The organism is Staphylococcus simulans, assembly GCF_047037175.1.
In the GTDB taxonomy this organism is placed as follows: Bacteria; Bacillota; Bacilli; order Staphylococcales; family Staphylococcaceae; genus Staphylococcus; species Staphylococcus simulans_C.
Map to the genome: position 1 here is coordinate 1,080,311 of NZ_CP178241.1, position 15,184 is coordinate 1,095,494.

Annotated in this window: 17 protein-coding genes; 5 read left to right on the forward strand and 12 right to left on the reverse strand. The window is 34.4% G+C overall.

The window, feature by feature from the left end:
• Positions 1-48: 48 nt before the first annotated feature.
• Entirely contained in the window at positions 49-1,083 is a 1,035-nt protein-coding gene (locus ACFCT9_RS05420; protein ID WP_412521411.1) for a lactonase family protein, read from the reverse strand.
• 167 nt (positions 1,084-1,250) lie between these two features.
• Here ACFCT9_RS05420 and ACFCT9_RS05425 point away from each other — a divergent pair, with 167 nt between their 5' ends.
• On the forward strand, positions 1,251-1,667 hold the full coding sequence (locus ACFCT9_RS05425) for a YolD-like family protein (protein ID WP_412521412.1): 417 nt from the start codon (positions 1,251-1,253) through the stop codon (positions 1,665-1,667).
• 64 nt (positions 1,668-1,731) lie between these two features.
• Here the strand turns inward: ACFCT9_RS05425 and ACFCT9_RS05430 are convergent, their stop codons facing one another.
• Positions 1,732-1,908 carry a hypothetical protein gene (locus ACFCT9_RS05430; RefSeq protein WP_096754678.1) on the reverse strand — a complete coding sequence of 59 codons (177 nt, stop codon included), beginning with the start codon at positions 1,906-1,908 and terminating at the stop codon, positions 1,732-1,734.
• 404 nt (positions 1,909-2,312) lie between these two features.
• On the opposite strand from ACFCT9_RS05430, the gene ACFCT9_RS05435 reads away from it, so the two are divergent.
• A complete protein-coding gene (locus tag ACFCT9_RS05435; RefSeq protein ID WP_412521413.1) occupies positions 2,313-3,356 on the forward strand; it encodes a C45 family autoproteolytic acyltransferase/hydolase in 1,044 nt (347 codons plus the stop codon).
• 390 nt (positions 3,357-3,746) lie between these two features.
• On the opposite strand, the gene ACFCT9_RS05440 is transcribed toward ACFCT9_RS05435, so the two are convergent.
• From ACFCT9_RS05440 to ACFCT9_RS05450, 3 genes are all read right to left on the reverse strand, one after another.
• Complete coding sequence (locus ACFCT9_RS05440; RefSeq protein ID WP_412521414.1) at positions 3,747-4,583, reverse strand: DUF4097 family beta strand repeat-containing protein; 837 nt, start codon at positions 4,581-4,583, stop codon at positions 3,747-3,749.
• Positions 4,580-5,140, reverse strand: a complete 561-nt coding sequence (locus ACFCT9_RS05445) for an HAAS signaling domain-containing protein (RefSeq protein WP_412521415.1) — start codon at positions 5,138-5,140, stop codon at positions 4,580-4,582. The genes ACFCT9_RS05440 and ACFCT9_RS05445 overlap by 4 nt, the downstream gene beginning before the upstream one ends.
• Before the next feature lie 131 nt (positions 5,141-5,271).
• A complete protein-coding gene (locus ACFCT9_RS05450; RefSeq protein ID WP_412521416.1) occupies positions 5,272-5,748 on the reverse strand; it encodes a hypothetical protein in 477 nt (158 codons plus the stop codon).
• Positions 5,749-5,975: 227 nt separating this feature from the next.
• On the opposite strand from ACFCT9_RS05450, the gene ACFCT9_RS05455 reads away from it, so the two are divergent.
• Complete coding sequence (locus ACFCT9_RS05455; RefSeq protein ID WP_412521417.1) at positions 5,976-6,539, forward strand: thioredoxin family protein; 564 nt, start codon at positions 5,976-5,978, stop codon at positions 6,537-6,539.
• Between the two features lie 49 nt (positions 6,540-6,588).
• On the opposite strand, the gene pmtD is transcribed toward ACFCT9_RS05455, so the two are convergent.
• The 6 genes from pmtD to ACFCT9_RS05485 all read right to left on the reverse strand — a co-directional run bounded on the left by pmtD (position 6,589) and on the right by ACFCT9_RS05485 (position 10,525).
• The gene (gene pmtD / locus ACFCT9_RS05460) at positions 6,589-7,317 is read right to left on the reverse strand and encodes a phenol-soluble modulin export ABC transporter permease subunit PmtD (protein ID WP_412521418.1); all 729 of its coding nucleotides are present in this window, start codon (positions 7,315-7,317) and stop codon (positions 6,589-6,591) included.
• Complete coding sequence (gene pmtC / locus ACFCT9_RS05465) at positions 7,314-8,201, reverse strand: phenol-soluble modulin export ABC transporter ATP-binding protein PmtC (RefSeq protein ID WP_412521419.1); 888 nt, start codon at positions 8,199-8,201, stop codon at positions 7,314-7,316. Before pmtC ends, pmtD begins: the two co-directional genes overlap by 4 nt.
• Before the next feature lie 14 nt (positions 8,202-8,215).
• Entirely contained in the window at positions 8,216-8,905 is a 690-nt protein-coding gene (gene pmtB / locus ACFCT9_RS05470; RefSeq protein WP_412521420.1) for a phenol-soluble modulin export ABC transporter permease subunit PmtB, read from the reverse strand.
• The gene (gene pmtA, locus ACFCT9_RS05475) at positions 8,902-9,792 is read right to left on the reverse strand and encodes a phenol-soluble modulin export ABC transporter ATP-binding protein PmtA (RefSeq protein ID WP_412521421.1); all 891 of its coding nucleotides are present in this window, start codon (positions 9,790-9,792) and stop codon (positions 8,902-8,904) included. The genes pmtB and pmtA overlap by 4 nt, the downstream gene beginning before the upstream one ends.
• Positions 9,789-10,169: a PSM export ABC transporter transcriptional regulator PmtR gene (gene pmtR / locus ACFCT9_RS05480; protein WP_002481711.1), complete on the reverse strand. Its 381-nt coding sequence runs from the start codon at positions 10,167-10,169 to the stop codon at positions 9,789-9,791. Before pmtR ends, pmtA begins: the two co-directional genes overlap by 4 nt.
• A gap of 164 nt (positions 10,170-10,333) precedes the next feature.
• Positions 10,334-10,525 carry an SE1626 family protein gene (locus tag ACFCT9_RS05485; protein ID WP_412521422.1) on the reverse strand — a complete coding sequence of 64 codons (192 nt, stop codon included), beginning with the start codon at positions 10,523-10,525 and terminating at the stop codon, positions 10,334-10,336.
• A 192-nt stretch (positions 10,526-10,717) separates the two neighbouring features.
• Here ACFCT9_RS05485 and ACFCT9_RS05490 point away from each other — a divergent pair, with 192 nt between their 5' ends.
• Entirely contained in the window at positions 10,718-12,013 is a 1,296-nt protein-coding gene (locus tag ACFCT9_RS05490; protein ID WP_412521423.1) for an aminotransferase class I/II-fold pyridoxal phosphate-dependent enzyme, read from the forward strand.
• Between the two features lie 387 nt (positions 12,014-12,400).
• Positions 12,401-13,426: a threonine aldolase family protein gene (locus ACFCT9_RS05495; RefSeq protein WP_412521424.1), complete on the forward strand. Its 1,026-nt coding sequence runs from the start codon at positions 12,401-12,403 to the stop codon at positions 13,424-13,426.
• A gap of 105 nt (positions 13,427-13,531) precedes the next feature.
• Here the strand turns inward: ACFCT9_RS05495 and groL are convergent, their stop codons facing one another.
• Complete coding sequence (gene groL, locus ACFCT9_RS05500) at positions 13,532-15,151, reverse strand: chaperonin GroEL (RefSeq protein WP_412521425.1); 1,620 nt, start codon at positions 15,149-15,151, stop codon at positions 13,532-13,534.
• Positions 15,152-15,184 lie beyond the last annotated feature (33 nt).

Here is a 15,184-nt window from a genome sequence, read left to right on the forward strand (position 1 = left end):
CACCTAATAAGATGCTGGTAGTTTTATAGCAATTATAAAGCGTATGCATTAATCAAAAATGACACAAACACCTTCTGCGGCATGTTGTTTGTCATCAGTTAATGTTAATTGACCTGTTTCTTTATCGCGTTTTAGCACAGTGACTGGATAGTCACCTTCTTGGTGTGCACATACAATGTACTGATCATCATCTGAAATGTTGAAATCACGTGGGAATTCGCCACCTGTTTTCACAATTTCAACTAATGTTAATGCATCTCCTTTGTCGCTGACTTCAAAGACTGCGATACTGTCATGACCACGGTTGCTGACATATAAGAAACGTTGATCATGTGATAAATGAACCGCCGCAAGTTTCGTTGCTTCTGTGAAATCTTCTGGAATCGTTAAATAAGCACCGACTTCTTCAAAGTGCCCCTCTTCATACTTAGTCACACTCACCTTATTCGAAAGTTCATGTACAACATAGGCATACGGTTGATTTGCATGGAATGCGATATGACGTGGGCCGTAACCTGCAGTAAATTGTGATACTGCTGCTTCATGAAAACCTTCGTCATCATATGTGTAGCTGACCACTCTATCTGTTCCTAAGTCACATGCTGCTACATATTTTTTGTCTGGTGTTTGTTGAATATAATGCACATGTGCATGTTCTTGACGTTCATGCGGACCTGTTGGATACGTATGTTCTAACTCTTCAATTAAACGTACCACTTCACCTGTTGCTCCATCTAATTCATATAAACGTAATAAGCCTGCACCATAAACCGCTTCAAATAAATAACTGCCATCTTCTGATACAGAAATATAACATCCTGTTCCTTCAACAGAGTCTAAACATTTATTCAATAAAGTCAGCGTACCATCATTTTCAACTCTGAAACTTGCAACACCGCAACGTTCGCCTTCTTTTGTAATCGCATATAAAAATTGATTGTGGCGTGCAATGAACGTAGATGCTTCGATTTCATATGCAGTTGAAACTTCTGTCACTAAAGCTTTGTCTTCGTCTAATTCAAAGCGATAAATGCCTTTACCCTCTTTCTTTGTGTAAGATCCAATATAACCTGATTTCGTCATATTATTACCTCCTCATCTTACCTCCTATTGTACGGGATAATTCTGAAAAATGATAATAGTTCTATTGTGAAACTGTTTTCTTAATATGAATATGATAATAAAGTTGAAAATACGAACATTTGTTCGTATAATAAACCTATCAACTCTTACTTAAGCAGGTGATAGTGATGGATACATCTCAAGAAGAAACAGATTATCGGAAGATTCCAAGGGAAGAATTAGATGCCAATATTCCAATGGGCAGAGGTATGGTAAAATGGGCACCCTTTGCGACATTGCCTGAACAATTTGAACGTCTGCATCAATATGCGGTAGATCAAACAAAGGTAGAACGCCCCATTTTATCTGAAGATCAAATTCATGAATTAAATCAGCAGATTCATATCGCATTTCAAGAGCGATGCCCAATCAGTGTACGCTATTTTAAAGCTGGCTGGATTCAGACAATCAAAATGCTGCCGGAAAAAATTAATTACTTAGACCAAGTCTTAGTCGGTACGAATTTGAAACAACAACAGCAGATTCAATTGTCTCTGCTCGATATTATTCAAATTAAACTTTGTCGTCATACTTCTAACTTTTAATCAACGAGAAAAGCACTTGCTGAAACAAAATTCAGCAAGTGCTTTTACATTAATTCTATTACAATTAATTACTGTTGCCTGATTCAATATCAGCAACGATTTCTTTTGTTCTTCTTTCGATATCTTCAAAGTCTTTTTTGAAGATGAAAGCAAATACAGCTACACCTACGCCAACTACAACTGATACGATAAGTGCTAAACTGAAGAAGAATTTAAAAAAGCCTTTAATAAAGTCTAACATTTTGATTTCACCTCTATATAAATAATCGCCTGCATGCTCTAATCATAGCATACTTAATTTGGTCATTAAAACATATACCCTATATTTAAAAAGCTAAAGCATGTCTAAAACTATTATACTAAAAAGAGGCTAACCGAAAAAGGTTAACCTCTTAAAATCACAAGAATAGTATTACGCGCCTCTCCACCATCTGTAAACAGCGGCATATGCTTTATTATAATAATCTTGTACCATATGAATCACCTCTAAACGTAATCTACCTTCGTTTCAAGTGACATTTACAAACCGTATTTACAGTTTTTTCTCTACATATATATTATAATATGGATTGATTTCTTAAGTCTATTAACAAATAATTACATTCTTGTAACATTATCAAAAGAAACATTAAGGGGTTATTTTGAATGCAAAAAGTACACTCAGATATTATGACCTTTCGAGGTTCACACTATGATTTAGGTGTTGAAACAGGTAAATGGATGCAATCCACACGATTGATGCAAAATAGAGAAAAAGAATGGAAAAAACGCTTACCGCGTTTTGATATCGACGTCAATGAAACACATGCAATCTTCCAACAATATGCACCGCAAATATGGGAAGAATTAATGGGAATGCGTGAAGTGCTTGAATTACCGATGAGACAAATCATTTTTAATTTTGCACACTACCGCTTTACCCCTATCAAAAAAGACAGCGGCTGCACGGTCTTTCTTGGCGACAATTATTTAGTACGCAACTACGATTATCACCCAACTACATATGACGGGCGTTATTTATTATATGAACCCAATGATGGCGGACTCGCCCAAATCGGTCCAACCTCTCGTGTCACAGGAAGAATGGACGGACTAAATTCAGCAGGTCTTTCAATGGGCTATAATTTTATGCATCGTAAACATCCGCAAGACGGCTTTGTCTGTTATATGATTGGACGTTTAATTTTAGAACTATGCCGTGATACAGATGATGCGATTCGTTTACTAAAAGAAATCCCTCATCGGAGTTCATTCAGTTACATCATGATGGATAAAGCGAATCAACATGCGATTGTGGAAGTTACACCCAGAGGTTTAGATGTACGTTATGACCGTACTTGTACCAATCATTTTAAATTGCTTACACATGAAAATCGTAACTACACTAAAGAATCTAAAGCGCGATTAGCTAAAACATTAAAACAAACAACAATTCATATGGATAAAATGAAAGCTTTTGAAATTTTTAATGATCCGCAATATGAAATATACAGTAAGCTCTTCAACAGCTGGTCTGGCACCATTCATACCTCTATGTATCAACCAGAGACAATGAAAGCTTGGATAAGTTTAGGCGAAAATCAAACACCCATATGTATTGATTTTAATCAATGGCTCAACCATCATGAATTAGATATCACATCACTTCATGGAGAAATTGATACAGATATTGCGTTCGCAACTGAATAACAGCGTGAAAGCGTCAAGACCTATTCTCAAGTCTCGACGCTTTTATTGTAAATACAACGTAGAATATAATTCACAGAAAAAGATAACGCTATGCTTGCTTTATTAATACATTTTGTTTTAGTTTTTAAGGTTACGCTATAAAGTGATAATGAATAAATTTGATAAATTTCAACTAAAAATTATCAGCACAAGTTATAAAATTAAATATTCGAAGAGGACGAAATCAGAGATGGCATTTTAAAACAAACATCATCCAACACAACAGAGCCTCTATAATAGCTGAAACAGAAAGATAAAATGAAAAAAACGATTTTCGTCTAAATCAGATGAAAATCGTTTTTTCTTATACATACGCTCAAACTCATTGCATCTTAAGCGCATGAAATCACTTTATTCAATTGTGATGTTGCCGTTATTCGTGTAGAATTCCAGCACATTGTCACCATTGCCGACTTTATCATTTTTAAAGTGAGGATTTTTTACATTTTTCTTACCCTCTGTAGGATTGAGTCTCAACAATGTATCTTTAGGCGGATGTAAATAACTTAACGTAATATTGCCATTTTTAGTTGATGCTTTGATATCACACGCATTGGCCATTTGCGAGAAGTTAATAGGACCGCTGCCTAAAATAAATATACTCTCTTTGGCTAATGAATGATCACCATGAATAGCACCCGTTTTAATTTTGAAATTGCCCTTTTTTAATGTACTGTTTTCAAATGTCAGCTTACTGCTTTCTGACTTCATATCAACATTATTCAACTCTGAATCTTTAATATGTACATCCGAAATATTATTCCAAATTGTTGCGGTTGAAGCTTGTACACCATCAAGATCAACTGCGCCAATGTCTGTCGAAATATTAATATCATTTAATTTTCTTTTTGGTACTTCAACAACCAATTGTTGTTTCGTTCTTTTGTATGGATTAATATTAGGCGCAATTTCATCTTTTTTATCTTCAGAAATTTTGAGGATATGATTGTGTTCAGAGAAATTAATAGGCCGTTGTCCTTTATATTTCAGCTTGAGTTCCTTGCCTTGTACAATTTTAATATCTGCACGATTGCCGCTGATTGAAATATCTTGAATGCCTTTATTATGAAATGTCTTTTCAACACGCTCCTCTGGCAAATTACTTTGATCATGAACAAACCAGACTAAAGTGCCTAATGAGAAGAAAGCAACAAACGTGATCATACCGATTAATAATAGTTTTCTCATGCGCTTATGCTCCCTCTAATCATTTTTAGGTTCCAGCGTAGGTACTTCAGAATTAATTTATAAATTAATTCAACCAATTTGAAGATAAAGACAATAAAGATGATTCCAAGTCCTGTATAACTAAAGGCAAATAAGAAATCGCTGAAAATAAACTGTGAAAATCCGCTCATCACATTCGCTACCAATAAAATGATAGGTGATAATAAAAGTACCAACGACGCAAGCAATAAGATAATCATAAAAATCACTACAAAAAATAATGGGATTAATATGATGATTAAAGATAAAAGGCCTAAGCCTAGCGTCGCTAAAACGGCTTTAGTAACATTTTGTGCGTTCGGTGCATATTCAGCGTTTTTAATTGCTTTTTTCGCATAAATTTCTTTCGCTATCTTTTTAGGACTTTCCATCCCATTTAAGATTTCATGTTCTGAACGCCCTTCTCTTTCACCTTCATAGAACACGTCTTCGTATTCATACATGATTTTATCTTTCTCATCTCTAGGCAACCATCTCAATTCACTTTCTAAATCGTTTAAAAATGTAATTTTATTCACAATGGCCACCTCCAAAATCTTCTTGAATTATACTGTATCTTGTTTATCTTTTAAAATGATTTCCTTTGGTTTTATGTAAAAAGATGGCTGCTTAAATTATCTTTCAAGTATGCCATCCTTAATCCAAATTATCATTTAAAATATTCAATTCGTTTGATTTCGTCATCTTGATATAAAACTTTGAGTTTCAAATGATGTTCTTTATCAACATAGTTCAATGTTTTATAGCCTTTTTTACCTTCAGTTAACTGATAACTGCTGCCTAGTGCTTGAATGACATCATTAATATCGTCTCCTACTTTAAAACCCATGTTGGTTTCAATAGCTTTATCATTAATGACAATCATACCATTGATTTTATGATGTGCTTTATCTACTTTCACGACAAAATTAGGATGCTTATCATTATAATAAAACTTAAATCGATCGACTTGAATATTATGATTTTCTTTAAACCCTTTTTGATTAAATGATTGATTCATCTTCATGTCGTTAATCGACATCTCTGATAAATCAACTGATTTTGTACTACTCATATACCCTGAAATCAATAAAGTTATTACACTAATTGTTGAAAATACAAGTACTGCGACTAATTTATATTTCAAAAGATATCCCTCCTTTTCACTTTCTCATATGTAATTTCGCACATATTTATCATACTACTAATTTTAGAATTTGCACGGTGTTATTCCACTTATATACTACTTTTTCTTCAAACAATATTAACTACATTTGCAACACTATATAATCTTTAGAATTTTCGCAACCTTTCCTTTTAATTCTGAATCAATTGTTGATATAATATTATCAATTAACAAAGGGGGTTTTATCGATGGCAAAGTTAGAAACATATTACAAAAACAGCCAAGATTTAGATACGTATATCTCTCAAATGAAAGAGAACAAAGATGGACTGCTTAAAATTTATGAAGATTTCATTGTTCCTGAAGACGATTCACGTATCGAACAAGTTAAACAGAAGTCATATCAAAAAGTACTCGCAATTTCTGAAGATTGGTGTGGGGATGCCATGATGAACATTGCGATTCTAAAGCATATCAGCGAATTGTTAAACCTTGAAGTACGTGTCTTCCATAGAGACCAAGACACAGACTTGATTGATCAATATTTAACGAATGGTAAAGCAAGAGCAATTCCAATTTTCGTTTTCTTAAACGATCAATATGAACAAGAAAATGTATGGGGACCTCGTGCAAAAGCTGCACAAGTCTTCGTAGAAGAAACACGAAAAAAATTACTTCCAGATAAAGATGATGAAAATTATGATGAAGCCGTACAACAAACGCATGTTGTCATCAGCAATCGCTTCAAAACAGACTCAAATCTTTGGAAAGAAGTTTATAATTCTATCATCAATAAATTATTAAATCCATAATACAGATGCCGGAAGCTAGAGTACATCACTAGCATTCCGGCTTTTTTGTTTAAATATCTTTTTTTGTAATATATAACGCATTGGCAATAAAGAATACCACAATGCTAGCTGATGAAATAAACCACTGCCAATTACTGAATTTGTAGTTGCCTGTCGTTGTCTTGTTAGTTAAGTAACTGAACGGAATATACTTCAGTGATTTTTGAATATCGTCACCGATTTTTGGAATCATCGGTAAGAAAGGTTCCGCAAATGGCACAATCAAGACTAAGAAAATACCTAATGCATAAATTAATGCTGGTTTTGGAACGACTAACGCAACTAAGAATAATAAGAGACCAAAGAACAATAAGAAAATGAAATAGAACCATAAAATTTGTATCATCTTCTCATCTTTCACATCAGGCCCTTTTGTGACAGCTTGAATTAATAATACAATGACATCCAAAAGTACTGTAATTAAAATTGCGATAAATGTGATAGACAATACCTTCGCAATAAAATACTTAATACGGTTGCTTGTTTTATTTAAATACAACTGAATCGTACCTTGAGAAATATCTCTTGTGATGGTTTTAATCATAAATAATAGACCCACTATGGAGAAGAACCAGCTGCCCATAGATAATATAATATCTCCATCCACTTTATGCATTTGTTGATTTATCAAAGCTGTCATCCCGATAATTGGCAATAACGTTAAAAGTAATGCTAAATAGGTTAATGGACTTCTTAAGATACTGATAATATCATGTTTTACAAGTTGGAATAGATTCACTTTTTCTCACCTCTTTGGTTAATATCGAAGTACGTATCACGTAATGACTGTTTACGCGTTTCAATGTATTCAGGGAAAACGTCTAATCCAGCTAATCCTTTTAATAATTCTTTGTATGCTTTAATCGATTTCAATGAGATTTCGCCAGACTCTTTATGACTTTGCAGAATACTGAAATGAATTGATAAGTAATCTAACACTGCTTTAAATTTCTCATCAGATAAATCAGTGCCCAAATTAAGGACAGTGACATCTGTTGGCGTGCCTTTGGCCATATCAACATCTTGTACAAAATGACCATCTCTTAAGAAAACAGCTCTATCACAAATCAACTCGATATCTTCTAATTTATGACTCGAAATTAAAATTTTCATATCGAATTCTTTAACCAAACGTTGAATCGTTTCAAGCACATCAATTGAACCATCTGGATCCATACCGTTGGTCGGTTCATCTAAAATTAAGTATTTTGGCTTATTCATCAATGACACTGCTATCGCAAGTTTTTGTTTCATACCCATTGAGTATTTTTTGACTTTCTTTTTGATATAAGGTGCCATGCCGAATGCATCAATAATATTTTGAGCATAGGCTTTGTCATAACCTTTACCTAAGACTTGCGCAAAGATTTTTAAATTATATAAGCCTGATTTATTATCATAAAGTTTAGGGTGCTCAATTAAATAACCGACACGTTCATCAGGTCCTAAATTAACCTTACCTGAATAGTTGATAATATTACCGTTCATCACTTTCATTAATGTTGTTTTACCTACACCATTTTTACCTATCAAGCCGACAATGCGACTTTGATCAAAATTGAAATCAATATCGTTTAATACCTTGTTAGAACCATATTGCTTCGTAATGTGTTCGAGTTTCATCAAAAGACCTCCTTTTATAATGACTGCTGATTTAATTTAATTTTTCTGAGCTGATAAAAATATGTTCCTATAAATATCGCGATACATAACAATGAAGTCCAAAATACAAAATGATTAATGAATACTTCTATCACTTTGTCAGACAACCTATCAATTTGCCTTGTCAGAAAGGCAACAAAAAAGAACGAGGTTACAATTAAAATCGGGGTAACTATATTCGCTACCACAATATAACCCCAATAAGGAATAAAATCCCTTCTGACCTCTGAACTTTTAGGAAAAGCAATGGCATGACCAAACAGGTTAATTGCGACAAAAGTTAAAGGTGTCATCAATTCAATACTGTTAATTTCTGCCCCTTGCGGTACATCGTTAAAAACTATCAAAACGAGCGCACCGGCTAGCGTTAACAAAAGTGTCGTTAAATAATGTGCATTCAATTGTTGCCGTGCTGAAAAAGGCAAACTGTGATTGAAATAATAAGCCCTATTACCACCGAGTTTAAATTGCAATCTGAACACTTGACCACTATCAAACATCATAATAAACATAATCAGTGTCGTGAATATATTTTTAAGAATAAAGTTCAATGCTGACGTCCCGTGAAACAAAGGCAATACAATCGGTGCAGCAAGAACCATCAAAACATAAACAATTAATGTATATTTCCTTAGCATCAAATTTCTTTTGAGTAATGTTTTCATAGTGTCTCACCTAGCCTCGTTTCATCTAGACCGCCCTTTTCAACATTAACCATCAATTCTTCAATGGTTGGTTTAGAAATTTCTACGCGATTACCAAATATTTCTTTGAATGCATCCGCTTCTTTTGTTAATCCAACATAACCAGTTTGTTTAATATTCAAGTTGATAATATAACTTTTCATTTCTTCATCTAAATCTTCAACACTGCCGCGTATGAGTTGATAATCATTTAACAACACATGTTTAGGTTCATTGAAAATAATTTGTCCATCTTTAAGGTAAACAAGATGATCCGCAATTTTCTCGATGTCTGAAATGATATGTGTTGAAAAGAATACTGAAACATCTTCATTAACTAACTCTTCTTGAATGATTTCTAACACTTCATTTCTGGCAATAGGGTCTAGTCCTGCTGTAGGTTCATCTAAGATAAACAACTTCGCATGATGGCTAAAAGCAATCGCAAATGAAAGTTTCATCTTCATTCCTGTTGAGAAGGTTTTAATCTTACGCTTTCTTGGTAAATTAAAGCGTTCTATGTAGCGTTGAAAAATAGCATGATCCCATTTTTGATACATCGGTCCTACACAACGCTCTACTTTTTCAACGGTCCATTTTTCATTCAGATACAACTCTGAATAAATAAAACCAATTTGTTCTTTAATCTGCATTTCGTCTTTCGGCATTTCTTGTCCTAATATTTCAATATGACCTGATTCTCGATGGATTAAATTCATCAACAAGCGAATAATGGTTGTTTTACCCGCACCGTTAGCGCCGATGAAACCTGTCACATAACCTTTTGGAACATGAAATGAAATATCTTTGAGCGCGAAGTTTTTATGACGATATGTAAGTGACTGTACATCTACGGCTTTGTCTATCATTCATTTTCCTCCTCATAGATTAATGCTAGGATTTCATTTAATTCTTCTAGCGGCATTCCGATTGTCTTGGCTTCTTTCACCAGTGATTTTGTTAAATCTTCGATGACGATAAACTGTTTCTCTTTCAAAATCGCGTTGTCTTGTTCTTTAACATAAGTACCCTTTCCTCTAATCGTGGTCACAAATCCATCTTTCTCCAAATCTTCATAAGCACGTTTCGTTGTGATTAAACTCACTCGTAAATCCTTCGCAAGTTCTCTCATAGAGGGAAGATGATCACCGGGAGAAATGTAGCCTTTCAGTATATTCTCTTTTATCTGCTGCTTGATTTGTTCATATATCGGATATTCACTATTATTCTTAAGCAGTATTTTCATCTAACTTCCTCCCTAACTGTATATACACAGTATACACAGAAGTGACCTCATTGTCTACTGAATTTACAAATTCTTTACTTAAAAAGTAATAAAACGCCATTATCTGTATATATCGTATATATACAGAAGGAACAAAAAAATAACTGCACAATCTCCTTGTACAGTTACTTCTTATTCTTATATCGTTCTTGTTTCTTCCTATCATTATTACGACTGATAAATGCACAAATCATAAACATGATGGCCGCTAAAAACACCTTTATGCTTGCACCTTCATCTTCAATAAATTGAAAATAAGCACCCGCTAAAAATGTCAGGATTGCGATGATGACAAAAATTTTAGTCAAATGTTTCAATATTTTCACCTCAAATATAATCAGTATATCAAATAATTATCCGTCCTTCATGGTTATACTTTACAAATTTGAGCGCTCGATTATAATAATTGCTTATATTTTCTGAAAATCTTCATTCCGCACTTTCTATTTAAGCTCATACAAGATAATATAGTAATGTATGAAGATATTAAAAAGTGAGGCGGAATTATTATGAATCCATTAGCGCTTGATTTAAATGAGCAACTTACACAAACTAACCCTGTGATATTGGATATGCTGTCTGACTTAGGTAAACATATGTTTTATCCTAAAGGCATTTTATCTCAATCAGCAGAAGCTAAAGCAACAAAATATAACGCAACAATCGGTATGGCAACAGACGATAATGGAAAACTCTACTCTGATACAATCTACGGTCTATACCAACATTTAGATCCAGATGAAATTTTCCCTTATGCCCCACCGCAAGGATTGGAAACATTACGTGCGTTATGGGAAGAAAAGATTTTGAAAGAAAATCCTGATTTAGAACAAAAACAAATTTCAAGACCTATCGTAACGAATGCATTAACACATGGCCTATCTATTTTAGCTGACTTATTTGTGAATGCAGGTGACACATTATTATTACCTATTCAAAACTGGGGCAACTATAAATTAATCTTTAATACACGCCACGGTGCTGATATCCAAACATATTCTATCTTTGACGAAAATAACCGTTATACAACTGACGGCTTTGTTGAAGCGTTAGAAAATTACAATCACGATAAAGTCATCTTATTGTTGAATTACCCAAATAACCCTACTGGTTATACACCAACTGCAGCTCAAGTTGAAGTTATCGCAAAAGCGATTAAAGACTTAGCAGACCGCGGTACAAAAGTCATCACAATTGTAGATGATGCATATTACGGTTTATTCTATGAAGATGTTTATACTCAATCTTTATTCTCAAAATTAACGCAAATTGAATCTGAAAATATCCTGCCAGTAAGATTAGATGGTGCTACAAAAGAGTTCTTTGCTTGGGGCTTACGTGTCGGCTTTATCACATTCGGCATTAAAGATGAAGTTACAAAAGCAATCTTAGAAGCCAAAGTTAAAGGCTTAATCCGTAGTAATATCTCAAGTGGTCCAATGCCATCGCAAAGTGCTGTGCAATATGTATTACAACCTGAACATCGTGAAGCATTTGAAGCAGATGTTCAACGTCATATTGATACATTACGTGAACGTTATGAAGTCACAAAATCAGTTGTATATGATGAGCAATATCAAGCATATTGGACACCTTATGACTTCAACTCTGGTTATTTCATGGCAGTTCAAGTTAAAGGCGTAGATGCTGAAGCATTACGTAAACACTTAATTGATGCTTATTCAATTGGTACTATTGCTTTAAACAGCACAGATATCCGTGTTGCATTCAGTTGTATCGAAAAAGAAGATATTCCTCATGTTTTCGAATCTATCGCAAAAGGTATCGCAGACTTACAAAAATAATCAAACCTGTTCAAACTCTGATCGGCGCTCGCGTCAATCAGAGTTTTTTTAATCTAAAACCACCCATGCCTTTCCTCTTTCTATATACTTTCAAATGAATTGTCAAAAAATTGATACAATTTATAGTATCCCTTTATTTTACAGCGTTATCGCGCTAAAGCTCTGACTTATTAAATCATAAAATGTTTATATTGCAGTTGACACAACCATCTACCCGCATTATTATTAAAACATTCTCTAACTGCACATGAGCGTGAGTATACATGTGTTTCAATATCATGATGAACACAACACTAAATTTTATTATCAGAATATTAACACTTTACGCTCAAGCAATAGCACAGTTAGAAACGCAAAACAAAATACGATGAATTGGAGGAAGGACCCATGATATCTTTTGAAAATGACTATCTAGAAGGTGCACATGAAAAAGTTTTAGAAAAATTAGTTCAAACTAATTACGTACAGGAGTCTGGATACGGCAATGATACATTTACTGCAGATGCTATCAGTAAAATCAGACAAGCGATCGATATGCCAGATGCTTCTATTTATTTTCTAGTCGGTGGAACACAAACGAATCAAGTTGTAATTAACGCAATGCTAAACAAATACGAAGGTGTCATCGCCGGGGACACTGGCCATATTAGTGTACATGAATCTGGCGCAATTGAATTCAGCGGTCATAAAGTATTAACGGTACCTTCTGACAACGGTAAAATCAATGCAGATCAAGTGAAATCTAATATCGATGATTTTTATGAAGACTCTAACTATAAACATATGGTTTATCCAGGAATGGTCTATATTTCATATCCTACTGAATACGGTACATTATATACAAAAGCAGAATTAGAAAGTATATCAAACACATGCAAAGCCTACGACATTCCTTTGTATATTGATGGCGCACGTCTCGGATATGGTTTAGCAAGTGATGCGAGTGATATGAATATTCAAGACATTGCCAAATATGCTGATGTATTTTACATAGGCGGTACTAAAATCGGTGCCTTTTGTGGTGAAGCTATTGTCTTCTCAAGCAATAATGAACCTAGGCACTTCGTATCAATTGTTAAACAACATGGTGCATTACTGGCAAAAAGCCGCTTCGTAGGTGTACAGTTCTCAGAATTATTCACAAATAACTTATATATGGATATTAGTCGTCATGCGGTGGATATGGCGATGCAATTAAAACAAGCATTTGTAGAAAAAGGCTATCAACTTTATTTTGATTCACCGACCAATCAACAATTCTTTATTATGAATAATGAAACCATTCAAAGACTTAGCAAATATTTAAAATTCACTTGTTGGGAAAAATATAACGATACACATAAAATCGTTCGTTTTGCGACAAGTTGGGCAACACGTGAAGAACACATTGCTTATCTAAAAGCACATATTTAATTTGAAACGAACACAAAAGACACCGCATTAGCACTCAACACTAATGCGGTGTCTTTCTTTTGTGAACAGTTGATTAACCAGACTGTAAGCTAGTTAAATTATAAATTACATCATGCCTGGCATGCCCATTCCTGGGTTGCCTGCATCATTATTTTCTTCAGGAATTTTTGCGACAACAGCTTCAGTTGTTAAGAACATTGCTGCGACACTTGCTGCATTTTGTAATGCTGAACGTGTTACTTTTGTAGGGTCTACAATCCCTGCTTCTAACATATTAACCCATTCACCAGTTGCTGCGTTATAACCCACACCTGGATCTGCATGTTTTAATTTTTCAACGATAATTGAACCTTCTAATCCAGCATTTTCAGCAATTTGACGTACAGGTGCTTCTAATGCTTTTAAGACGATGTTGATACCTGTTTCGACATCACCTTCTGCTTCAAGTTCACTAACGCGTTTGTATACGTTAACTAATGCAGTACCGCCACCAGCAACAATACCTTCTTCTACTGCTGCACGTGTAGAGTTTAATGCATCTTCGATACGTAATTTACGTTCTTTTAATTCTGTTTCACTTGCTGCACCGACTTTAATTACTGCTACGCCGCCAGTTAATTTAGCTAAACGTTCTTGTAATTTTTCACGGTCGAAATCAGAATTTGTTTCTTCAATTTGTGCTTTAATTTGAGAAACACGCGCATCGATAGAATTTTTATCTCCGTCACCATTAACAATTGTTGTATTGTCTTTTGTAACTTCGACTTTATTCGCTGTACCTAACATATCAATTGATGCATCTTTTAAGTCATAACCTAAGTCGTCAGTAATGAACTGTGCACCTGTTAAGATTGAAATGTCTTCTAACATTGATTTACGACGATCACCGAAACCTGGTGCTTTAACTGCTACTGCAGTAAATGTACCACGCATACGGTTTAAGACGATATTAGTTAAAGCATCGCCTTCTACTTCGTCAGCAATAATTAAGATTGGACGATTTGATTGAACAATTTGTTCTAATAATGGAAGGATATCTTGGAATGAGCTGATTTTTTTATCTGTTACTAAGATATATGGACGTTCTAAAGTCGCTTCCATTTTTTCTGAATCTGTCACCATATATGGTGATTGGTAACCTCTGTCAAATTGCATACCTTCAACCACTTCTAATTCAGTGTTGAAGCCGTTTGATTCTTCAATGCTGATGACACCATCATTACCAACTTTATCCATTGCTTCTGAAATGTATCGGCCAATTTCTTCATCGGCTGCTGAAATAGCACCTACTTGTGCAATTTCATTTTTATTTTCAACTTTTTGAGATTGGTCATGTAAAGCTTGAACCGCTTCACCTACTGCTAAATCAATCCCTTTACGTAAACCAACAGGGTTCGCACCGCTTGTTACGTTTTTTAAGCCTTCTTGAATCATTGCTTGCGCAAGTACTGTGGCTGTAGTTGTACCGTCACCAGCAATTTCATTTGTTTTATTTGCAACTTCTTGAACTAATTTTGCCCCCATATTTTCATATGGATCTTCAAGTTCAATTTCTTTCGCAATCGTTACTCCATCATTTGTAATTAAAGGTGCTGTAAATTCTTTATCTAGCACCACATTACGGCCTTTTGGTCCGATTGTTACTTTAACTGCATTCGCAAGTTGATCTACACCGCGAAGCATTGATTGACGTGCATCTTCAGAAAATTTGATTTCTTTAGCCATAGATTGATAGCCTCCTGTTATGTGTTATGTTTG